General features: G+C 51.9%; 20 protein-coding genes. 13 read left to right on the forward strand and 7 right to left on the reverse strand.

Annotated features, from left to right (window positions below; genetic code table 11):
• Window positions 1-113: 113 nt before the first annotated feature.
• The 13 genes from ABIE63_RS06585 to ABIE63_RS06645 all read left to right on the forward strand — a co-directional run bounded on the left by ABIE63_RS06585 (window position 114) and on the right by ABIE63_RS06645 (window position 12,993).
• Window positions 114-1,343: a M20 family metallopeptidase gene (locus tag ABIE63_RS06585; protein ID WP_354503665.1), complete on the forward strand. Its 1,230-nt coding sequence runs from the start codon at window positions 114-116 to the stop codon at window positions 1,341-1,343.
• 141 nt (window positions 1,344-1,484) lie between these two features.
• The gene (locus tag ABIE63_RS06590; protein WP_354503667.1) at window positions 1,485-2,921 is read left to right on the forward strand and encodes a cytosine permease; all 1,437 of its coding nucleotides are present in this window, start codon (window positions 1,485-1,487) and stop codon (window positions 2,919-2,921) included.
• A 101-nt stretch (window positions 2,922-3,022) separates the two neighbouring features.
• Window positions 3,023-4,513, forward strand: a complete 1,491-nt coding sequence (locus ABIE63_RS06595; protein ID WP_354503669.1) for a YHS domain-containing protein — start codon at window positions 3,023-3,025, stop codon at window positions 4,511-4,513.
• Between the two features lie 90 nt (window positions 4,514-4,603).
• The gene (locus ABIE63_RS06600) at window positions 4,604-4,867 is read left to right on the forward strand and encodes a toluene-4-monooxygenase system B family protein (protein WP_354503670.1); all 264 of its coding nucleotides are present in this window, start codon (window positions 4,604-4,606) and stop codon (window positions 4,865-4,867) included.
• A gap of 22 nt (window positions 4,868-4,889) precedes the next feature.
• Window positions 4,890-5,219 (forward strand): Rieske 2Fe-2S domain-containing protein, encoded by a 330-nt coding sequence (locus ABIE63_RS06605; protein WP_354503671.1) that lies wholly within the window; start codon window positions 4,890-4,892, stop codon window positions 5,217-5,219.
• 14 nt (window positions 5,220-5,233) lie between these two features.
• The gene (locus tag ABIE63_RS06610) at window positions 5,234-5,533 is read left to right on the forward strand and encodes an MmoB/DmpM family protein (protein ID WP_354503672.1); all 300 of its coding nucleotides are present in this window, start codon (window positions 5,234-5,236) and stop codon (window positions 5,531-5,533) included.
• Window positions 5,534-5,600: 67 nt separating this feature from the next.
• Window positions 5,601-6,593: a toluene monooxygenase gene (locus tag ABIE63_RS06615; RefSeq protein ID WP_354503673.1), complete on the forward strand. Its 993-nt coding sequence runs from the start codon at window positions 5,601-5,603 to the stop codon at window positions 6,591-6,593.
• A gap of 33 nt (window positions 6,594-6,626) precedes the next feature.
• On the forward strand, window positions 6,627-7,685 hold the full coding sequence (locus ABIE63_RS06620; RefSeq protein WP_354503675.1) for a 2Fe-2S iron-sulfur cluster-binding protein: 1,059 nt from the start codon (window positions 6,627-6,629) through the stop codon (window positions 7,683-7,685).
• The gene (locus ABIE63_RS06625; protein ID WP_354503676.1) at window positions 7,685-8,959 is read left to right on the forward strand and encodes a RidA family protein; all 1,275 of its coding nucleotides are present in this window, start codon (window positions 7,685-7,687) and stop codon (window positions 8,957-8,959) included. Before ABIE63_RS06620 ends, ABIE63_RS06625 begins: the two co-directional genes overlap by 1 nt.
• Before the next feature lie 44 nt (window positions 8,960-9,003).
• Window positions 9,004-9,921, forward strand: coding sequence for a polysaccharide deacetylase (locus ABIE63_RS06630; RefSeq protein ID WP_354503677.1), 918 nt, complete (start codon window positions 9,004-9,006; stop codon window positions 9,919-9,921).
• Window positions 9,922-10,335: 414 nt separating this feature from the next.
• Window positions 10,336-11,433 carry a GTP-binding protein gene (locus ABIE63_RS06635; protein WP_354503678.1) on the forward strand — a complete coding sequence of 366 codons (1,098 nt, stop codon included), beginning with the start codon at window positions 10,336-10,338 and terminating at the stop codon, window positions 11,431-11,433.
• A 32-nt stretch (window positions 11,434-11,465) separates the two neighbouring features.
• Window positions 11,466-12,110, forward strand: a complete 645-nt coding sequence (locus tag ABIE63_RS06640; RefSeq protein WP_354503679.1) for a cupin domain-containing protein — start codon at window positions 11,466-11,468, stop codon at window positions 12,108-12,110.
• A gap of 22 nt (window positions 12,111-12,132) precedes the next feature.
• Entirely contained in the window at window positions 12,133-12,993 is an 861-nt protein-coding gene (locus ABIE63_RS06645; protein ID WP_354503680.1) for an NAD(P)-dependent oxidoreductase, read from the forward strand.
• A gap of 101 nt (window positions 12,994-13,094) precedes the next feature.
• Here ABIE63_RS06645 and ABIE63_RS06650 read toward each other — a convergent pair whose 3' ends face one another.
• The 7 genes from ABIE63_RS06650 to ABIE63_RS06680 all read right to left on the reverse strand — a co-directional run bounded on the left by ABIE63_RS06650 (window position 13,095) and on the right by ABIE63_RS06680 (window position 21,197).
• On the reverse strand, window positions 13,095-14,060 hold the full coding sequence (locus ABIE63_RS06650; RefSeq protein ID WP_354503681.1) for a PDR/VanB family oxidoreductase: 966 nt from the start codon (window positions 14,058-14,060) through the stop codon (window positions 13,095-13,097).
• A 43-nt stretch (window positions 14,061-14,103) separates the two neighbouring features.
• Window positions 14,104-16,098 carry a thiamine pyrophosphate-dependent enzyme gene (locus ABIE63_RS06655; RefSeq protein ID WP_354503682.1) on the reverse strand — a complete coding sequence of 665 codons (1,995 nt, stop codon included), beginning with the start codon at window positions 16,096-16,098 and terminating at the stop codon, window positions 14,104-14,106.
• Window positions 16,099-16,301: 203 nt separating this feature from the next.
• Complete coding sequence (locus tag ABIE63_RS06660; RefSeq protein ID WP_354503684.1) at window positions 16,302-17,471, reverse strand: aromatic ring-hydroxylating dioxygenase subunit alpha; 1,170 nt, start codon at window positions 17,469-17,471, stop codon at window positions 16,302-16,304.
• 139 nt (window positions 17,472-17,610) lie between these two features.
• Complete coding sequence (locus ABIE63_RS06665) at window positions 17,611-18,261, reverse strand: TetR/AcrR family transcriptional regulator (protein ID WP_354503685.1); 651 nt, start codon at window positions 18,259-18,261, stop codon at window positions 17,611-17,613.
• A gap of 148 nt (window positions 18,262-18,409) precedes the next feature.
• Entirely contained in the window at window positions 18,410-19,519 is a 1,110-nt protein-coding gene (locus ABIE63_RS06670; protein WP_354503686.1) for an ABC transporter ATP-binding protein, read from the reverse strand.
• Window positions 19,516-20,316 (reverse strand): ABC transporter permease, encoded by an 801-nt coding sequence (locus ABIE63_RS06675; RefSeq protein WP_354503687.1) that lies wholly within the window; start codon window positions 20,314-20,316, stop codon window positions 19,516-19,518. Before ABIE63_RS06675 ends, ABIE63_RS06670 begins: the two co-directional genes overlap by 4 nt.
• The gene (locus tag ABIE63_RS06680) at window positions 20,316-21,197 is read right to left on the reverse strand and encodes an ABC transporter permease (RefSeq protein WP_354503688.1); all 882 of its coding nucleotides are present in this window, start codon (window positions 21,195-21,197) and stop codon (window positions 20,316-20,318) included. Before ABIE63_RS06680 ends, ABIE63_RS06675 begins: the two co-directional genes overlap by 1 nt.
• Window positions 21,198-21,432 lie beyond the last annotated feature (235 nt).

Raw genomic sequence — 21,432 nt, forward strand, 5'->3', positions numbered from 1 at the left:
CCTGATAGAACCAAAATATGTACGAAAATCAATAAAATATAACAGTATTCAAGAAACTTGACAATGTATCAGATGATGAGCCTAGAATTGTTGGATTAGTTTCTTGGGCTGGAGTGGCCTTCGAAACGTCGAAAGAGTTAACGCTGGTACGAGAATGGATTTTTATGTTGATATGTCCCGTAGATCTCACACGCAAGCTTGTCCAAATTGAAACGGTGAATCCACCGGGCAACGAGCGTCGGTGTGTTGCTTTACTAGAAAAAATTCTAACCGATGCGGGGTTCGTCACCCGACGGTATGAGTTCGCTGAGGGGCGCACGAGCCTCATTGCAACATGTTCAGGTGGCAGAGGGCTCCCAATTTGCTTCACAGGCCATCTCGATACCGTGCCAATCGGAAGCCGTGCGTGGTCGGTCGATCCTTTTGAGGCTGAGATCATTGGGGACAAACTTTACGGGCGTGGCTCTAGTGATATGAAATCAGGTGTCGCAGCCTTTGTTTGCGCTGCGATCAATCTGGCAAATGAATTGCGAGGTGGTCCTGGCGTCGTCCTCGTACTTACTGCGAGCGAGGAAACAGGCTGCCAGGGCGCACAGCACCTCGCCAGCCTGGATGGTGTGTTGGGGGACGTGGGCGCTGTAGTTGTAGGAGAAATGACAGCCAACTACCCGCTGCTTGGGCATAAGGGGGCGTTGTGGCTGGATATTCAAACAGAGGGTATCACGGCTCACGGATCTACGCCTGAGAATGGTGTCAATGCGGTTTATCGCGGAGCCCATATCGTCACCAAGTTGGAGAATTTTGGGTTTAATGTGGCGCCGCATCATATCCTCGGGAGTGCTTCCGTGAGTGTGGGCACTTTTACAGGCGGAGTGACCACGAACACAGTACCAGATTCAGCGAGTGTAGGAGTGGACGTACGTACTATTCCTGGGATGGAGCATTCGTCAATAAAAGACTCTCTAGCCCAATACCTTGGTGACGATGTCGCTGTTGTGGAATCCACGGTCGACCTTCAAGGAGTTCTGACCAACCCAGACAACGAATGGGTGCGTGAAGTTTTTGCAACAGTTCGCAAATATCACGAGCATGAATTGGAACCCAAAGGCGCCAGCTATTTCACTGATGCGTCAGTACTCAAAAATGCTTATCCAGGCGCACCCATTATTATTCTGGGGCCAGGTGAGCCGAGCCAAGCGCATCGGACAGATGAGTACTGTTACATAACTAAAATTCAAACAGCGACAAAAATTTACCAAGACCTCATGCGAAACTGGGCTGAGGGCCGAACTGAATTAGCCACGAGCGCTGAGTCAGAAAGCATCAAGTTGAACTTAAGGTAAAACAATAGAAAATAATTCAAGTTACTTGACATGCAAAAATTGCTGTGGGAGCATCTATTTTCTGGAGTTGGCTGTGGGGATTAGGGGACTGCTTCGTTTACCTATCACACTGGATTTGAATCCAAAATGGGAGGCAGAAAAATGACCACGGGAGATCTAAGCGAGAGTGGAAGGCTAGGCTCCGTCGGTAAGGTGGAGTTACGCGGCGTCGATTACGTGCCCGAGAACGAGCGCCATTCAAAAGTCAAAGAACTGTTTTTCGTTTTTGTCGGTGCCCAGATGTGTTTTGGCATTATTGTCGTAGGGACATTGCCAATCATATTCGGCTTAGGCTTTTGGCAAGCTGTTGGTGCTATCACGTTCGGATTGGCGGTGGGATCTGCGTTTTTTGGACCACTGGCAATGTTCGGTCCGAAGACAGGGACGAACGGGGCCGTCGCGAGTGGTGCCCATTTTGGTGTGCGCGGACGCCTGATCGGAAGCGTTATCACGATTATCGTGGCTCTATTTTTCGTCTCCTTGACTGTTTGGACAGGAGGAGAGGCGTTAGCGGCTGGCTTCGGAAAGCTCTTCGGATGGGCGCAGGATGAAGACGCTTTAGCGCTTGGGGCCGCAGTAATTTCAGCGGCAATCATCTTGGTCGCAATTTTTGGCCACGCGACGATTGTTGCGACTGAGACCCTTGTAAGCTACACGATTGGTGCGGCATTAATAATCACAGCCATAGCACTGTCACCGCAGTTCGACCCCCATCCAGGCGGCGCCTACGAGTTAGGCGCTTTCTGGCCGACTTGGTTCCTTTCGGCTGCCGTTTGCGCCGCGCTTCCAATCTCATACGCGACGTTCCTCAATGACTACAGTCGCTACGTACCGGCGGATGTAGAGCCGCGAAAAGCTGTTCTGGCGGCTGGCACCGGTATGTTTGTCGGGCTTTGGTTGGCCTTTGTATTTGCAGCCTATGTCATGACGCTTCTGGATTCACTTGACACCCCCTTTGTGGCTGGGTTGATGTCCGTATCGCCGACTTGGGTTGTCGCGTTGATGATCTTGGTTGGATTTTTTGGGAGCCAGCCACAAGGTAGCCTTTGCATTTATAATGCTGCGCTCGGCCTACAAGGGTTGGGTGTTCCGATAGGTCGTGTTGGCGCAACCATCGTCTTGAGCTTGGTAAGTTTGACGATGGTGTTTGCCGGCATCTATCTCATCAACATGGTGGATATAATCATCAGCTTCCTGACGCTGATAGAAGCTGCCGTTTCACCATGGTTGGCAATCAATATAGTTGGTTACTGGCTGATCCGACGGGGGCAGTACTCACCGGAAGATCTTTTTGCCTACACTGTTGACGGCGCTAAGGGGCGGTACTGGTATTCAAATGGTTTCAATCCACCAGCCGTGCTTGCATGGGTGGCCGGGACAATCTCTGGTCTATTATTTACCTCTACCGGGGTGTTCTCCGGGCCGCTATCGGGCGTGTTCGGCGGTGTCAGTGTGGACTATATTATCGCATTCTTCGTGGGTGGTGCGCTTTACTTGATGCTCGAAAGGGACCGAGCGTTAGCGCCGGCTGTGAATTGATGCGGGTTGTTGTTTGAAGGCCTTCGGCAATTATCAGGTGCTCTTTCTGACTGCCGGGGAGCCGATGCGATAAGTGCCGATAATACAAGGAGGTTTGGGAAATGGCGTTGTTGGCAATGGACGAATGGTACGATTTTGCTCGGCAAACGAATTGGGCGCCGACTTATGTAGACGAGAAGGATTTGTTCCCACCGGAATTAAGCGACCCCTTTGGAATAGACATAAGCGAGTGGGAGAAATTTGATGAACCATACAAGGTCTCATATCGTCAGTACGTACAAACACAACGTGAAAAGGACGTTGGTGCCTACACCGTGAAAGCGGCGCTTTCTCGAAGTAAATTTTTTGAGAATGCAGCGCCTAACTGGAAAGCACTTATGGGGCTTCATTTTGGCGCCGTGCCGTTTGTTGAATTTGCTTCGTCATCGGCGTTCGCACGCATGACCAGGTTCGGACGTGCGCCTGGTATGCGCAATATGGCTAGTTTCGGAACGCTAGACGAAATTCGACACGCACAAATCCAAGTTTACTTCGCTTACGAATTTTTGAAGCATGATCGCGTATTTGACTGGGCGCATAAAGCGCCCCGCACAGACAATTGGATCATCGTAAGCGAACGCCATACGTTTGATGACCTTGAGCATACTCGTGATGCCGTGAGCTCGGCTATCATGACGAACTTCGCTTTCGAACAAGCGTTCACCAATCTTCAATTCATCGCTCTTTCAGCGGATGCAGCACGATACGGTGATCATAGCTTCGCCACTATGCTGCAGAGCATACAATCTGATGAGGCTCGTCACTCGCAGATTGGCACACCGCTTATTGTGACGATGCTGGAAAATGGAAAAAAAGCGGAAGCGCAGCAGTTGATTGACGTATCCTTTTGGCGGTGCTGGAAGCAATTCTCCGCGCTCAGTGGTGTTTCAATCGATTACTACACGCCGCTAGAGCATCGCGAGTACTCGTTCAAAGAGTTTATGCGCGAGTGGGTAGAGGACCAGTTCCTCCGGAATCTCAAAGCATTGGGGATTGATACGCCTTGGTATTGGGATCACTTCGTGAAGGACGTGGAAACCTTTCACCATGCCCAACAACTCGGTGTGTATCTGTACCGCCCGACAGAATGGTGGCGCCCAGTCGCTGGTGTCTCTCCAAATGAGCGCGAGTGGCTTGAGAAAAAGTATCCCGGATGGAATGACACCTATGGAAAGGTCTGGGACGTTATCATCGACAACATCTTGAGCGGAAACGCAGAGAAAACTATCCCAGAGACCGCCCCGATGCTTTGCAACATGTGTGGTTTGGAACTTACCGGCGTAGCGGGAAAGGGTTGGGATGTGAAGAGCCACTATCTCGATTACGAGGGCCGTCGGTATCATTTCTGCTCTCCTGTTGAGCGCTGGATCTTTGAATTGGAACCAGACCGCTACAAGGGTCACAAAAGCATCATTGATAGGATAGTGGATGGCACCGTGCCGCCTGGGCCAGATGGCTTGTATGAGTACATGGACATGGCGCCCGAAGAGCGTGGCTGCTGCGGCGAAGATTATGAATGGGCGCAGGCTTATCGACAGCGTGCGGCGGAATAGGGCAAACGGCGCCAATCATTCGGCGCCTGCATTCCAATTGGTAGCCGCTGAGCGTTTGGTTCGTACTAAAAAAGAAAGGGCACAGGAACAATGGCGAATTTCCCGTTGGTTTGTAACTTTGAAGGCGACTACGGCCTGAAACTTCTGATGGTTGATGAAGATAACACCATCGACGAGGTGGTCGACCGTGCTGTTGAACTGTTGAGCGGTGTTGTCGTGCCGAAGGTAACGGATCGGCAGTTGTTGTTGGCGAAAATACAGGACGGCAACGATGCACTTGACGCTAATGCAACGGTTAAGGCCTTAGGTCTAACCCCAATGGAAGTGGTTGAGATCTATAGGCCTAAATCCTGACTAATCAGAGGAAATAGTTGTTGTGTTCCATGAGGTTTGCAAACTTGACGATTTATGGGAAGGCGAGATGGAGGTATTCGACGTCGGAGGAACAGAAGTCCTTTTAGTTCACGCTGATGGTGGCCACGTTAGGGCCTTTCCCGCTTCTTGTCCGCACCAGGATCAACCTCTGATTGAAGGTCAATTTGAGGATGGCATTCTGACATGCTCAGCCCATTTGTGGCAGTTCGACGTGATGACTGGATTGGGCATCAATCCGACCGATTGCAAGCTGCTATGTATACCCGTTAAGGTAGAGAATGGCGTAATTTTCGTCGACATCGTTACGGCTGAAGCAGCCAGTGTAGAGTGAAGGGGAAATTGGATATGTCGGACAAGCAAGAAAGAGATGATCGCTTTGTAGGCCCGGTTATTAAAGCGGGCGAAATGGCTGAAGCCGTTCTTGAGGCGGTGCAGGAAGATAATGAAGGTCGGCAAATTCTGACAGAGGAACACGCCTCGTACGTCCGAATTTGGGTGATGGATGAGTGCATCTTGAACATGGATACGGTCTCTCGGATGCTTGGTCGTCCAATTTCGATCGGAGATATTGAGGTTAACATGCCGGGATTCTCTGGGTTTATTCAAACGAGCCAATCTGGAATCAGATTTTACGCGAAACATTAAGGTCATAAAAATCCGGAGCGAGAGCGTGAAAGCAAACGCTCGAAGCGTTACTAATATGGAGGCTGAAGTGGTTATCGAAGTAAAAGGAATGAAGACTTGGAGTGCATTGGCTAAGAACAAACGTAGACCAAGCGAGTATGAGATCGTGTCAACAAATATGCACTATCGAAACCGCCGGCCGGACCAAGCTTACGAGTTATCGCCAGCACCCGATCTCTTTATGAACAAGTGGTACAAGGAGAAGGTCTTCGAAAGCCCGCTCAAGCACGATGACTGGGATGAATTCCGCGACCCAGACCAGATGATTTACCGCGTATACACCAGAATGCAAGACGGACAGGAAGACTATGTTGATGGTCTTTTGGACGAGTACGACGAGATTGGCCATGACGCAGAAATGAGCGATGACTGGTTGGCATCTCTCAAGCATCTGTATACGCCTGGGCGGTATCTGATCAACACACTTCTAATGTCGTCTGCGTACTTACTTCAGGTAGCGCCTGCGAGTACGGTTTCAAACTGCGCGGCTTTTCAAGAAGGCGATTGTTTTCGATGGCTTCAGCGTGTGGCCTATCGGACGCGTGAACTGCAAATTCATCGCCCAGAATCTGGGATCGGCACAGGTGAGCGCAACACTTGGGAAACTTATCCCGCTTGGCAGGGCTACCGCGAGCTTATGGAAAAACTGCTCTGCGCCTATGATTGGGGCGAGCATCTTGTCGCCCTCAATGTAGTTGCGAAGCCAGCAGTCGACGAGGGATTCCTGCGCCAGCTAGGCGTTTCAGCTCGCCGCAATGGCGACACGCTGCTCGCGCTGCTCCTGGACAACCAGTTGAGGGACAGCGACAGGCACCGCCGATGGATTCAGTCTCTTTTGCGTATGTGTCAAGAAAAAGAGGGGAATGCCCAGGTAATCAACGATTGGGTTAGGAAATGGGTGCCGCTTGCCGAGCAGGCCGTTGAGGCTTACTGCTCGCACTTGCCCGATAATGAACAGGCGGCTATTCGAGCCAATGCCGACGCTAAGGCGTTCCGACTAAGCTTGGGAGTGGAAGCTTAGTAGAGACGGTTAGATGGCATCGAGGACCGCAGAATGGCTGTTGACCAAAACATCAAGATGGAATTCGCCCAGAGGGCGAGCCAAACCTTCGAAGTCAAGGAAGTATCGTCAGGTTTGACGTTTCTCTGCCGCGATGACGAAACGGTTTTGTGCGCTGCGCAGCGCGCTGGGGTAGGCTTGGCATACGAATGTAGTGTCGGCGGATGCGGTAGCTGCAAGGTTGAGCTTATTGAAGGTGAAGTCGAAGAGTTGAGCTTGGAAGCTCCAGGCTTGCGTGCTAGAGAACGGGACAAGGGGAAAAGGCTAGGTTGTCAGGTTATACCAAAGTCGAACTGCAAGGTGAGGTTCAAGCCAGATTATTATTATCGCCCAGCTATACCGCCCAAAAAATTCAAGGCCCGTTTCCTTGGTTCAACCACGGTAACGCACGATATACGAGAGTTTCGTTTCAGCGGTGATGACGCGCCAGCCTTCAAGCCAGGGCAGTATGCCATGGTGTTTCTACCAGGGTTGAGTTCCCACAGACCTTATTCATTGAGCAATATCGATGGTCCGGAGCGAGAGTGGCGTTTCATGGTTCGCCATGTTCTGAACGGGAAAGGCACTGATGTTTTATTCAACCGACTTTCGCATGGACAAGAGGTCGTCATCGATGGTCCATACAGCACCGCTTATCTGCGCCCTGAAATAGATCGGGATATCGTTCTAATTGGCGGTGGGTCGGGCCTTGCTCCCATGGTTTCAATACTCAAAGGCGTCGCCGCTAATCCTTCAATGCAAAATCGCAGTGTTATCTTCTACTACGGGGCGCGCAGCCCAAACGATATCTTTAGCACCGACATCCTTGGTGCAGCGGCTGATCGTTGCAAGTTTGTTCCAGCGGTTTCGGACGCCTTAAGCGAACATGGCAGAAATTGGAATGGGGCCAAGGGTTTCATCCATGATGTAGTTGCCGCGGAGATAGGAACGGATGCTTCTGCCTTCGAATACTACATGGCCGGGCCACCGCCGATGATTGATGCGGTGCGTCGCAAATTGATTCTAGACCTTCAGGTCCCAGTCGAACAGCTTCACTATGATAGGTTTTTCTGATGAACACATACAAACCAACTAGCGGACAGGTCTTTCGCTTGTCAAAATCTGATGGGCCGTGGCGCTGGCCCGTCGAGTTTGACTGTCCTTTGGCATTCGCAACTGAGGACAAGGTCTTTGTTTCTGGGCAGCTACCCTTGGACGAAGCGGGGACGGTGGTAGCGCCGGGAAAAATTGGACCTCAGACGCGACAAATATTTGAGAATATGAAGGCAACTTTGGCAGCCTTCGGGTTGGCGCTTTCCGATCTGGTTCGACTGAATACTTACTATGTTTACGATGGTCCTGAGGAGCAAGCGACGACGTACTGGGAAGAAATGACCCGCGTACGTTTGGAGTACTTTCCTGATCCTGGACCGGCTGCTACGGCGGTGCGCGTGGCAGGGTTACCTGTTTCTGGGTGCATGATTCAAATTGAAGGGATTGCACACTTTCCGGACAACATTGCAAATCGACTTAGGATCATGCCGGCGGATAGTTGGGATTGGAGTATTCCGGTCCCGCTGTCCCAAGGATGGCAGATAGGCGGCACAGTTTACGTCGGCGGTCAGATTTCAGCGGATAAAAAAGGGCGTGCTGTTGCTTTAGGAGATGTGGGGAAACAGACCGACAACGTTCTGGATTTTATTGATCGCGTCGTAGAAGAAGGTGGAGGTTCTCCCAGTGACATCGTTGCATTGAAGGTCTGCTATGCCGCCGGCGAATCCGGTGAACATGGGCGCACCCTCTTAGCTAACATCCTGCAGAATGCGCAAAGACGATTGGACTTAACCAAGATAGCGCTTACGGCCTTTGCTGTTGATTTGCTTTATGAAGGCCTTCTGCTGGAAATCGACGCGGCTGCAGAAATTAGCGGCGCAAAGCGTGCATTATCGACTGGTTTGAAACCGTGTTCGGATGTTGCCGGCGCATGTTCTGGCATGATTGCCGGTAACCAAATTTACTTAGCCGGTAGGGTGTCGGCGAAAGCGCCTAGCTCTACGGAAGTGTCTGAGACCGAAAGAGTAAAAAAGCAACTTGCTGATATTCTTAGAGGCTTCAAGGTGGATCTCGATCAAGCGGGATCTTCATTACCCGATGTTGCCAAACTAAACCTCTTCATTGTTGGCGACGGTGATACTGAAGCATTGATGCGTTCCCTAAAGGCAATCTCTGGCGTTATCACGGACTATTTTGGCTCCAAGGCACCAGCGGTCACAATCGTTCGCGTGAATGGATTGCCCCATGCAGATGCGGTCATTCAGGCCGATTGTGTGGCCATAATCAGTAGCTGAAAAAACTGCAAGGTTGAAAGAACCAAAAAGACAGGAGGTAAGAAATGATCAAGAATCCGGTACCTTGGCCAAATAATGCTCGCTGTGCCGTAACCTTTACCTGGGATATGGATACGGACAGCATTCTACATTTGGCTCACCCGAACGATGCTGACACGCGAATTTGCACCGATTCGATGTTACGGTATGGCCCACTGATTGCGGTCGAACGCATTGTGGCGATGTGCGAGGAACTCGGCGTCAAGCATACATTTTTTGTACCTGGTTGGTGTGCAGAACAGTACCCCGAGGCTATAAGAATGATGGTTGAGGGTGGGCATGAAGTTGCGCATCATGGATACCTTCACGAGTATCCGAATGAGATGACGCGGGATAAGGAAGAGTATTGGACCAAGCGAGCGTACGATGCTATCGCTACGATTGCAGGAAAGGCGCCCGTAGGGTATCGCGCTCCTTGGTATAAATTCTCGAAGCATTCGCTTGAGGTACTTTTAGAATTAGGTTTTACCTACGATTGTTCCCTCATGGGCGATGATGTGCCGCATCTTTTACGATGCGCCAAGGGTGATCTAATAGAGTTGCCCGGTAACTGGCAGCTCGACGACTGGCCTCATTTCGTGCATGTCCATGATCTCGATTTCATGATGCCGATTAAATCTCCGCAACAGGCAATGGAATGCTACATGGCCGAGTTTGACGCTATGTGGGAACACAACGGCTTTTGGGTAAATTGTTTTCACCCATTCTGCAGCGGCCAGGTGTCACGCTTGATGATGGTTAAGAAAATGATCCAACAGATGCAGGAGCGTGGCCAGGTGTGGATTGCGACAGGCGAAGAAGTCGCGGCACATGTGAGGTGCCACATCGATGACGGGACTTATAAACCGAGGGTAGATAATTTACCATATTGGCAAGGGCGGATTAAAGAGTTTCCAGCCGACTATATGCCTGCTGGCCAATGAGTATAAGAGGCGGATGGAGAAGACTGTTGCTCGGCAGAATTAGGCTATTGCAGCAATAATGACAGATTGAGGTGTAACCGATGTGCTCGCTTTGTGCCGTACTTGGTAGCAGCAACCACTGGTCTGATATGGCGGGCCGGGAAGTGTTTCTTTTGAACGGTAACAAGGTGAGCCGTCGTACCGAGCGGGCCCATCGCCTCCGATTGATGGCCCCAATTATGGACTATTACGGTCTCTCTCTCAGAGACCTTGGCGGGTCATCCTATTTGGTAGGCAACGGCAATGGTCAAGAAAGCAACGTCTATCAGTTGGAAGGCGTGTGGGCAGAAGCAGAGCGCCTAGCCGGAAGTAAATGTGATCCGTTGGATCCTGAACTACTGTCGCACCTTACCTTGATCAGTGACGGGCATGCTAGTGTCTGAGAAGCTCCATTTACATGTTATCACGGGGTTTCTCGGAAGCGGCAAAACCACACTTCTTCGGAATCTCCTAAGCCTGCCAGAATTTTCTGATACCGCTGTCATTGTGAACGAGTTTGGTGAGGTGGGACTCGATCACGAAATGATCGAATCGGTGGAGGAATCGACCGTTGTTTTGAAAGGTGGATGTGTCTGCTGTGCAGTGCGAGAAGATCTCGCTACATCAATTCGAAAGCTTAGCGAACTGAGAAAATCCGGGAAGATTCCGCCATTTCGGCGTTTGGTTGTGGAAACGTCTGGTCTCGCCGATCCGGTTCCTATGATTTTCACGTTATGCGGGGATCCTCGTATAGTCGGGGAATTTCAGCTGCATGGCATCATTGCTGTAGTCGATGCAGTCAACGGGATGGAAAATCTCAAACGATTTGAAGAAAGCCGTCGGCAGGTTTTTTATGCGAACCGAGCGGTTGTTACAAAGGTGGACATTGTAGAGCCTGATGCTTGCGCTGCGCTCGAAAAAGAAACTCGACTTATAAATCCAGCAATCTCAGTAGTGCGTTCCGACGGAGATGCCGTTTCTTTAGCCGCTCTGTTTGCGCAGACGACCGATGCTCGAGACAGTGGTTCAGCCGCACTGGATTGGACTAAGTGGGCCGGAACGAACACGGAAGTTCACCATCACCATAATTTCGCATCACTGGCTTGGGAGTTTGATCAGCAGATTGATTGGACGGCTTTCGGTATTTGGCTGACGATGTTATTGCATGCACATGGCGACCGGATCCTACGGGTTAAGGGACTTTTGTCTGTAGCAGGCGCAGAAGGTCCAATTGCAATTCACGGTGTTCAGCATATGGTCTATCCACCAGTTCACCTTGGAACGAAGGTTGGGTTAGTCCAGCCATCGCGTGTTGTGGTGATAACCAAGGATATTGACCCAGAGATAGTAAAACGCTCCTTCTTTGCGTTTGTAAAAGGTGAGTTTGTTGCGCGCGGCCATAGACAGCCAACGGAGGTTTCTATGGGCGGCGGTCGAATGGTGGCTGGACGCCCCATTCGTCGCGCTGGCGCACCTGCATGGATTAAGGGTTAAATGTGGACTAGCGCAGAGAGGGAGGAACCAAAATGGATCAGCGCGTAAAAAAACAAACAAAATCCTCTAACATACTTCGTGCGGTCGATGGTTTTGCTGATGGAATGGAAGGATCTATTCGGCTCGGAATTAAGCTGAAACACGCGCGTCTGGTGCAGAATATGCGCCTTGTTGACCTTGCAAAGAAGGTAGGGTGCTCGGAAAGTCTGCTCTCGAAAGTAGAGAATGACAAGGCACAGCCATCCCTTCAAATGCTCCATAGGATTGCGGCAGTCTTAGGGACCTCAATTGGGCGCTTGTTCACTGAAACAAGCGACACGGACAGAATCGTAAGCCGTAAAGGTGAGAGACTGATAATACCAGCCAGCAGCGCTTCTGATAGAAAGCGGACCAATGTAGAGCTTGAATGGCTTGTCCCTTATCCAGAAAGCAAACTCCTATCTGGCTCCATTCATATTGTGGCGCCTAGTGGTGGTAGCGAAGGGAAGATTACCCATGAGGGTGAAGAGGTCGGGTTTGTTCTAGAAGGGCAGCTAGAACTGACAGTAGATGACGAAACCTATCTTCTCGAACAAGGAGATTCATTTTGTTTTGCATCTGACCGTCCTCACGGGTACCGCAACCCTGGAAAGGTTGTGACCCGAGTTATATGGATCAATACACCAGCAACCTTTTAACCGGACACAAGGATCCATCCTATTGGTTATAGAACGTGTTGCGGTAACTGGCGCTTGCGGCCGTCTCGCTCGTTACGTCATCAAGTGCCTAGCTTCAAAAGTAGATCAAAGGCTAGTAGATGTGGCCCTCCCGAAAGTTGATCCCGGCTTCATGTTTTATCGCGCCGATATCAACCAGCCTGCGTCGCTTGTCGGCTCATTTGATCATTGCGATGCTGTTGTCCACTTGGCAGCTAAGGATCTGTCGACCAACGCTTCCGATGAAGAATACCTTACAACAAACGTAATTGGCACTTGGAACGTTTGTACAGCTGCTGCGCAAGCGGGGGTAGGTAAGCTGATTCATATCTCGAGCACTGCCGTATTGGGATTATATGACAGCCAGGCGTCCGAACCAATCTATCTGCCCATTGACGAGCAGCACCCATCTTTTGCCACGCGTCCATATGGCGTCAGTAAACTGTTGGGCGAGAAGGTTGCAGCCGCTTTTTCACGGCAAGAGCTTGATATTGTTTGCTTGCGCTTGCCAATGGTGGCGTTTCCCAGCGAGATCGAGGGAATGGCCGCGGCTGCACGTGACCTTAATGAGCCGCGCCTGTTTTGCTATGTGGCGCCCGAAGATGTAGCCCAAGCTGTATTACATGCACTTGATTTTGAGCGTGGTGGTTGGTCTGTTTTCAATGTTAGTGCCGCCGATAGTTACGGAACCCTACCAACATTGGATATGCTGGCAAGGGTGCATGGAAAGTTGCCTGAAGTTCGGAATCTGAAATGCTTCGACGATGCCCCACGCGCGTCGATTATAGATATTGAGGCGGCGAAACGTGACCTGGGGTTCGTCCCTAAATTTTGCTGGTCGCAATTGACAAATGGTATCAATTAAGTTCGGTGAACCGACGTTATCGGAAAGGTTTGACGGTGCCTGCGGCACAGTTCTCTCAACCAAAGTTCTTCTGACAATGCCATTTGGGCCGGTTCGCATCGTTAAAGGTCCAGGACGAGACGACCCGACTGGGCGCGGGAGCAGCAGGCCGTCATGCAATTGTTGGCCTCGCGCTCGCGCTCTTCCAGTACGAAATCACGATGATCTATTTCCCCTTCTAATACATCCACGAGGCAGGAGCCACAGACGCCCTCGCCGCAGATACTTTCTATCTCGAAGCCATGCTCAGTCAGAACTTCGAGCAGCGATTCTTCCGGCGACACAGCGATTTCTTGTCCGGTGCTGGCAATAATGACAGTGAAGCCTTTATCTCGTGCGGCATTCTCCCCAATAGGGTGAGATGCTGTGAACCATTCGAAATGAAGTGTACCCGGTGGCCAAAGCTTACCAGCCGACTTCACAGCGGACATCAGTCCCGGCGGCCCACAACAATAGAGATGCGTCCCGGTCTCGTGTCCAGTGAGAAGAGTCTCGAGGTTAAGGCCTTTTGACGGATCGCCGCCGTCATGGACAAAGGTTACACGTTCTGCGACGCCAGGTTGGGAAAGTCGGTCGCGGAATGCCACATTATCAGCCGTACGCGTACAGTAATAAAGATGGAATGGTCGGTTCTGGCGCCTAACGGTCGATATCATAGCGAGCAAGGGGGTTATGCCAATGCCGCCGGCAATGAATAAATAACGTTCAGCTCCCTCCCCGAGTTGGAAGTGATTTTTTGGTTGAGATGTTTCAATGATAGTATCTTCTTTGAGATATTGGTGGATCCACCTTGAACCACCGCGACTATCAGGTTCATTCTGGATTCCAAGCAGATAGCGCTCGCGGTCTGCCGGATCGTTGGCCAGAGAGTATTGTCGTGCCAGACCGTTCGGCAAATAAAGAGTAATGTGCGCACCCGCCTCGAATGCGGGCAAGACGCGCATTTCGCTTGCACGCAATTCGACACAGACCACATTTGGCGCATCGTACCAACGCCGAGTAACAATAAGGTGCTGCCGGTCCATCATTTACTGCCGCATTAGGATCAGCGTGGCGAGCCTATGCGTGCCTTCAGCTAAGGAGATTGCGGCCATGACTCACAATTTCCGATACGGACGGCAACACTGCATCTTGTAGATTGGGAGCAGCGGGAATTCTCGTATCTTTAGCACCAACGCGCTGGACTTTTTTTGCTCCTCGTTCCCATAGACGCGCTGCTACCTCGGCACCAAAACCGCCGGTGAGATTAGCTTCATGCACGATCATTGCGCGCCCATCGGTTTCGTTGACATGGGCCCCTAGCACGTCCCAATCAATTGGGTTTAGCCAACGCAGATCTACTAACCGCAGGTCAATGCCCTCATCGGCTAACACCTCAGCAGCTTCCTCGCAACGCGGGCGCGCCGTGCCGTAGGTAAACAGGGTCGCAGCCATGCCGGGCCGCACCAATTGACTGCCACCCACTTCCTCGCCGGGCAGGTCAAAATCTACCGGTCCCTTTGTCTGATAAAAGGCTCGAGATTCAAAAATAATCACCGGGTTGGGATCAGCCGCTGCTGCCCGCAACATCGAATAAGCGTCCTTTGGTGTTGATGGCAAACCGATCTTCAGGCCCGGGATATGCGCCATCAGCGCCTCCAAGCTTTGACTGTGTTGGGCGCAGGAACCGGGCGTAGCGCCCTGCTGCATGCGCACCACCATTGGCGCGGAGTAATTGCCCCGCGTGACATAGGCGACATTCGCCGCCTGATTGAACAATTGATCCAGGGCAACGAGCGAAAAGTCCGCCCACATAATCTCGACAATCGGCCGCAGCCCATTTATCGAGGCACCAACTGCTGAGCCTAGGATTGCTGCTTCGGCGATCGGCGTATCAAAGACACGTGCTTCTCCGAATTCGGATTGTAGGTTCCGGCTGCAGCCAAAAATGCCGCCTGCCTTTCCAACATCCTCTCCAAAGACGACCGTGCTTGGGCGCTCAGCCAATTCACGACGAAGTGCTTCGTTGACCGCTTGTTGGTAGGTCACTTCACGTGGTCCATTTGGACCCGCCTTAGTGGGCAGAATATCGCAACCGTCAACGTAGTTGTGCCGCCGCGCCGACTCTGCAGCCGGTCGTCCAGAATCAAGTGCAACATCGCGTGCGGCTTGGACCTGTTTAAGCGCATCGCGATTAAGCTCGTCTAGCGCCTCCGCAGTATACCCAAAGCCAATCAATCGGTCGCGCAACCGAGGCAATGGGTCCGCTGCCGCCGCTCGCTCACGGTCTTCCTTCGAGCGATAATGCTCTATATCGCGGTTATAATGACCCCAAAGCCGCGTTGTTTTGAACTCAATGAGACTTGGGCCCTTGCCCTTCCGGGCGCGTTCGGTCGCCTGGATAATCGTATCTCGCACGGCAATTGGATCGTTGCCGTCTACGGTAGCCGAAGGCAAGCCATAGCCGCTGCCGCGCTTGGACAGGCGGTCGATGGGGACGATCGCCTCGGTCGCTGTCATCTCCGACCACCCGTTGTTTTCGCAGACAAAGATGACTGGCAGGGACCGGGCAACGGCAAAAACAATCGCCTCATGAGTCGCACCTTGGTTCATCGCCCCGTCACCGATTGAGATCAGAACGACTCCGCCCTTACCATCCCGTTCCAACGCCATAGCAGTGCCGCAGGCAACAGGCGCGCCTGCGCCAACGATGGAGTTTTCACCAATGAAACCGGACCCGGGGTCCATGATCAGCGCAGATCCCGCACGTCCACCATTTATGCCGCTTTCCCGGTGGCATATCTCAGCAAACACAGCACCAGGATCGAGCCCCCATGCCAATGCCCAACCGTGACCTCGATAAGTACAGATAATTTTGTCTCGTACCTGGTCCAAGGCGGCGCAGGCCCCAACAGGAATTGCCTCTTGTCCGGCGCAGAAATGAACGGACCCAATAACGTTTGGTGGTTGCGTCGCACTTTGATCCCAGACTTCCTGTTCGAAATTTCGGATCAGCGCCATCTGCCGATAGGCATCGAGTAAAAACCCGGTTTCTGTATCATCGAAGGTGCTCAAAACTTGGGACAATGTCGTCTCCCATGTGAGGGCCGACATGTTGTCGGCTGGTTAAAATGGGGTAGGGCCAGGGCAATCCACAGCGCCGATATTGATCAACAGTTCGCAGGGGGCAGATTCGGAGAGTGCGATGGACCTCCTGCGCGTAGAATCTAAGAGACTGGCGGCGGTCGGGGCCAATCCTCTGGTGCGCTGTTCACGGTCTGCTGCCCCCGTTATTCCTGCTGCAGGCCTTTTGCGATATGGAGATGGAAGTGCTGCAGGATCGGCTCCCAAAATGGTGAGTAGCGGGTCTGAATGGGAAAATCGGTTTTACTTTCTAGGCCAGCCTGAACAGACACCACGGCACCGAGATCCTCTTTCCGGACATCAAGCCAGAAATCAACGACCCCGTTGCAGTCCGCCTTGCCCTGTTCTGTTTCTGCAGCGCCCGGCGCAAACATCCAATCCGACTTCCATGACGTTTCCTTGACCGAATCGAACGTCCAGATCGTTCGCACAAAATGATTGTCCAGAATGTTGAGCGACACCGACGGGAACAGCAGGCAGATTTCTGTCGGAGCGGCGCCTTCCGTTGGCATACCCGGTACCCGGGGCAGTGTCATCGGAGGATGATCCGGATTATCGTCCGACATGACGGAACGGAACCCCATCACCTCGCCTTCAAGAATATCCTCCCAGGCTTTTTCGCCCTCTGACGTAAGTCGATAGGTGAGGGATTTGTGAATGAAATGCTCGTGATATACTTCCAGCGCACCTTCCATCACGACCTTCCAGTTCACGGGGATATGGCTTTTGGCGGTCTTGTAGACCGGCAGCGACTCCGTTTCGTAGTCGGCCCATCGTTTCGCGAGCGGGTTTACGTATTCATGCAGACTCTGCGCCTTGCCATCCAAATTGATGAAGACAATGCCCTGCCATTCATCGCAGCGGATCGGGACGAGGTTGTCTTTCTCGGAGGACGCTGCGTCCGGCTTGTAGCTTGGGTTGCCTTCAAAATATGGTGCATTCCGCAGCTTTCCATCAAGTCCATAGGTCCAGCAATGATACGAGCAACGCAACGTGCGCAGGGCGGTTGCAGGTTCGGGCACTACCTTAGCGGCCCGGTGTCGGCAGATATTGTGAAATGCACTCGCAGATCCGTCAGGCGACCGCACTATCACGACCTCGGCGCCAGCAACCTTTGCCGGATAGACGTCACCAGTATTTGCAATCTCGTGCGAGAAACAAACTGCCATCCAAGTGCGCTTGAAAATTCGTTCCTGCTCTACTGCAAAAATCTCAGGATCCCAGTACCAAGATGCTGGAAGCCCGTGTGCGGATTCTATGGGGCGCTCCATCGAACCGATAACTTCGCGGATCTTCGAATCGATGTTCTGTTGCATGAGTATTTTCCTTCAAGCCGGGACGGGAGTTGCCTCTAAAAAATATAGTCTACTTTATTTTTATAGTTCACTATATGTCAATATAAAACTTGTTTCCCGCGCGATTAGGCACGGCAAGAAGATCCGGTGGCTTCGGAGGTCAAGCTTCTGGTGTTGGGCGCGCAGAAATATTTGGCGAGGGAGGCTGGCGTAACCCCTCCACTAGCATTTGTATTTGGCGTACAATCCGCAACTTGGCATCAGTTATGCTGCCATTATCCTGGCAGACATAGCGATAGAAATGAAAGTCGGCGATTCCCATGGCCGCTTCCGAAAGGTGTTTTAGGTCAACATCGGCACGGAGGCAGCCCCGTTTCTGAAATGTTTTAAACATGCGCTCAAACTGATTAACCAGGGCGCCGGTGACATCATCGTGGAAATCTTCCGGGCTGCCGCCGCGACTGATACTGCTTGCAAGGATCTGGCGCCAGATTTCGCGGTTCACTAGGACGAAGGCGCGGTCGATCAAAAGGCTAACGAAAACAACGATAGCTTCATCAAAATCCGCTGGTGGTGCCTTCAGAAAGCTTCTCCGCTCAGCCCTTCGTTCTGTGATATGCATCTCCACGATGCCCTGCAGGATTCCGTCCTTCGTTCCGAAGTAGTTATATACAGTACCCGGAGCCACAAAAGCTTGTTCAGCGATATCCTCGATCGTCGTGTTGGAGTAACCATGTTTTCCAAACAGCATGGCGGCAGCGTTGATGATCTCTCGATACCGTCGCGCTTTCTGCTTTTCTCGCAGGGTCATTGACCGTCAGCCTTTTGTTGCGAAGTATAAGAATGCATTCTCATATAAGATTTTCCCGTCGATGACCAGACTGAAGGCGCTGCCTCCGGCATCTGGGGAAATACCAGGCTCCCTCCACCGTGCGCCACGCTGTCGGTCAGCATGTCAATTAATCACTTTTAAAGGCTCGGCAGGCATCAGGGTTCCAGGCGACAGAAACTACGGCGCCTTTCCGGAGCAGAATGCCGCTTCGGGCCGGGACCGAAACATCGAACTCTTCGCAACCCGGCGCGCTCAAGCGTGCTATCGAATGCGTCCCGAGATAAATCAGGTCGACGATTGACCCAGTCAGGACGTTCTCATCGGATATATCGCCCTTGATGACAGAGACTCGCTCGGGCCGAACTGATACGCTGACATCAGTGCCCGGCGCGCCTACAGATATCTTGCGGGCGCGGATTGCAGTGCCGTCGGGGAGGCGTACTTGGCAAAACTCACCGTTGCAGGTTTCAAGTTTTCCGGTCAGCCGGTTGCTTTCGCCAATAAACTGCGCTGCGAAGGCTGTTTCGGGGGCTTCATAGAGGGTGCCTGGGTCGGATAACTGCTCGATCCTCCCGTCTTTAAATACGGCGATCCGATCCGACATTGTTAGCGCCTCGGACTGGTCATGGGTTACATAGACCATAGTGACGCCGAGATTTTCGTGCAGATGCTTGATCTCGATCTGCATGTGTTCGCGCAATTGTTTGTCCAGTGCGCCTAGAGGTTCATCCATCAACACGATCTCCGGTTTGAAGATCAAGGCGCGTGCTAAGGCGACCCGCTGCTGTTGACCGCCGGACAACTGTGCCGGTTTCCTGTCCTTGAAGGCACCGAGTTGCACCATATCGAGGGCATGACGAACTCGTTCACTCTGTTCACTTTTCGTCACGCGTCGAACACGTAACGAAAAGGCAACATTTTCCGCCACCGTTAAATGCGGGAACAGGGCGTAGTTCTGAAATACCATGCCCGCGTTTCGATGCTCGGGATTAACGTTGTTTATCAACCGATCGCGCAGATATATTGCTCCGCTGCTCGGGTTCTCGAACCCTGCCAGCATCATTAGTGTCGTTGTCTTGCCGGAGCCCGATGGCCCAAGCAGAGTCAAAAATTCACCTTTTCGAATCTCGAGATTGAGGTTTTTGATGATCGCCGGTCCATTATCATAACATTTGTCGACCTTTACGAAGCGAACGATGGTGGTGATATCGGCTGGTAACGCTTGAGTTTTTGTCATATTGCGTTCTTTCCTCGTTGTCGGCGCGCTGCCACCCAGCCCTGAAAAGCCACCGCAACCATGGTCAGCACCACCAAACCGGAAGCAGCCGACGCAATCGCGGGATCGACATTATCCCGGATAGCTACAAATATTTGTTTTGGAAGAGTGTTGATCTCTCGGCTGGTGACAAAGAGAGTCAGTATCACTTCATCCCAGGAGATCACGAACGCAAATAGGGCTCCAGACAGAATGCCAGGCATGACATTGGGAACAATGACCCACCAGACCGACTGCGCAGCACTGGCGCCCAAGCTGCGGGCGGCCCGCTCCCAAGACCTATCGATATTGCTGAGGCCGGCATAGACGGTCACGACGACAAACCCAACAGCCCAGGCCGAGTGTGCGAGAATGGTGCCGAGATAGCTATCGAACAGGCCAAGGCGGTGCCAGACTCCGTACATGCCAAGCGCAGTCGCGATCGGCGGTACGACTAGCGGTAGCACCAGGAGACCAAATAAAGTATCAGACAGCGCCGAGCGCATGCGCCACAATCCGATAGCGGCTAGGGTTCCAAGCGTAACGGAGACGATTGCGCAGCCAACTCCAATGACAATGCTCTGTCCGATGCTGGAGAGCCAGGTTGGCTCTAGTAGTGTTTCGTAGTGGCGCAACGACAGCTTGTCGAGACTCGGTAAAGACAAGAATCGCTTATCCGTTAGGGAGACAGGAAATATTACCAGCATTGGGAGAATGAGATATGCAGCGCCCATCCAGGCGCCAAACAGAATAGCCTTAAATCGCCAACCGCTTCCCATTACTTACTCCCTCCGCTCAGGAGCTCGCGCAGATTCAGGGCTCGTCCTAGCGTCATCAGCAGCAGAAAGACTGACGCCATCAGCACGACAGCCAGCATCGCCGGCTCGCCAAGCTGGGCAAGGACAAGTGTCTTCACGCTGATATATTCGGCGACCATAATCACACGACCGCCGCCAAGGAGCGCCGGGGTAATGAAGAAGCCGAGGGTGAACATGAAGGTAATCATGGACGCTCCGATCAAACCTGGAAGGCTGATCGGAAAATACACCGCACGAAAGGCAAACCAAGGGCTTGCACCTAAGCTACGGGCGGCCTTGACATAACTGGGGCTAATCGAGCGCAAGTTACCCAAGATCGTCAGCGTAGCAATCGGCACCATGATATGAATGACGCCGATCACCACACCAAGTTCGTTGCGGGAAAGTTGTAGAGGTGAATCAATCAGCCCTAAGCCGATTAGGGTTTCATTCACAATGCCGTTGCCACGCAATAGGATAAGCCAGGCGAAGGCGCGGATGATGATGGACATCCAGAATGGCACAATCACACATAGCAGCAACGAGCGCTGAATCGTTCGGGATTTCGAATGTACGATCGCGAATGCCATGAGATAACCGATCGCGACTGAAGCGAGCGTAGTTTCAAAGGTAACCATAAAGGTCGTGATCAATATCTTGTGGATCACCGCGCTGGACAGCAATTTTGTGAAATTAGAGAATCCGACTTCTGGTTCAGTGACGCTTAGGACGAGAACCTCTGCTAGCGGCCAGTAGAAAAAGAGAGACAGGAACACTAATAGCGGCAGCACGAAAGGCAGCCCCGTTAGACGTTGTTTCCAACGCCCTTCCGTTGTCGCCACGGATGTTGGGTTAGCTGCCAACCTTCTGCTCCTTTTTGCCATGCCTGTCAGCAGATCGCCGAACAATATTGCGTCGAGACTCGCTGATTTTGCACAAACATCAGTAGACTATATTTTTCAAGCTCACTACAAGAAAATAGTTAATTGGCGTCGAAAACACTCTCTCTTTTGGGACAAAAAAGCAATAACATATTGTAAACACTTATATTCTTAATTCTATCCCATCTGTTGAATTTTGTTGGGCTAACTTAAAAAT

Origin of the sequence: Limibacillus sp. MBR-115, assembly GCF_040549425.1 — a bacterium.
In the GTDB taxonomy this organism is placed as follows: domain Bacteria; phylum Pseudomonadota; class Alphaproteobacteria; order Kiloniellales; family CECT-8803; genus Limibacillus; species Limibacillus halophilus.

What these genes read in the sequence shown, in the direction of transcription:
- ABIE63_RS06590 (WP_354503667.1), top strand. Translation starts at nt 1,485, where the DNA reads ATGACCACGGGAGATCTAAGCGAGAGTGGAAGGCTAGGCTCCGTCGGT.
- ABIE63_RS06665 (WP_354503685.1), bottom strand. Translation starts at nt 18,261, where the DNA reads ATGACCCTGCGAGAAAAGCAGAAAGCGCGACGGTATCGAGAGATCATC.
- ABIE63_RS06670 (WP_354503686.1), bottom strand. Translation starts at nt 19,519, where the DNA reads ATGACAAAAACTCAAGCGTTACCAGCCGATATCACCACCATCGTTCGC.
- ABIE63_RS06630 (WP_354503677.1), top strand. Translation starts at nt 9,004, where the DNA reads ATGATCAAGAATCCGGTACCTTGGCCAAATAATGCTCGCTGTGCCGTA.
- ABIE63_RS06625 (WP_354503676.1), top strand. Translation starts at nt 7,685, where the DNA reads ATGAACACATACAAACCAACTAGCGGACAGGTCTTTCGCTTGTCAAAA.
- ABIE63_RS06620 (WP_354503675.1), top strand. Translation starts at nt 6,627, where the DNA reads ATGGCTGTTGACCAAAACATCAAGATGGAATTCGCCCAGAGGGCGAGC.
- ABIE63_RS06650 (WP_354503681.1), bottom strand. Translation starts at nt 14,060, where the DNA reads ATGATGGACCGGCAGCACCTTATTGTTACTCGGCGTTGGTACGATGCG.
- ABIE63_RS06660 (WP_354503684.1), bottom strand. Translation starts at nt 17,471, where the DNA reads ATGCAACAGAACATCGATTCGAAGATCCGCGAAGTTATCGGTTCGATG.
- ABIE63_RS06595 (WP_354503669.1), top strand. Translation starts at nt 3,023, where the DNA reads ATGGCGTTGTTGGCAATGGACGAATGGTACGATTTTGCTCGGCAAACG.
- ABIE63_RS06600 (WP_354503670.1), top strand. Translation starts at nt 4,604, where the DNA reads ATGGCGAATTTCCCGTTGGTTTGTAACTTTGAAGGCGACTACGGCCTG.
- ABIE63_RS06610 (WP_354503672.1), top strand. Translation starts at nt 5,234, where the DNA reads ATGTCGGACAAGCAAGAAAGAGATGATCGCTTTGTAGGCCCGGTTATT.
- ABIE63_RS06640 (WP_354503679.1), top strand. Translation starts at nt 11,466, where the DNA reads ATGGATCAGCGCGTAAAAAAACAAACAAAATCCTCTAACATACTTCGT.
- ABIE63_RS06675 (WP_354503687.1), bottom strand. Translation starts at nt 20,316, where the DNA reads ATGGGAAGCGGTTGGCGATTTAAGGCTATTCTGTTTGGCGCCTGGATG.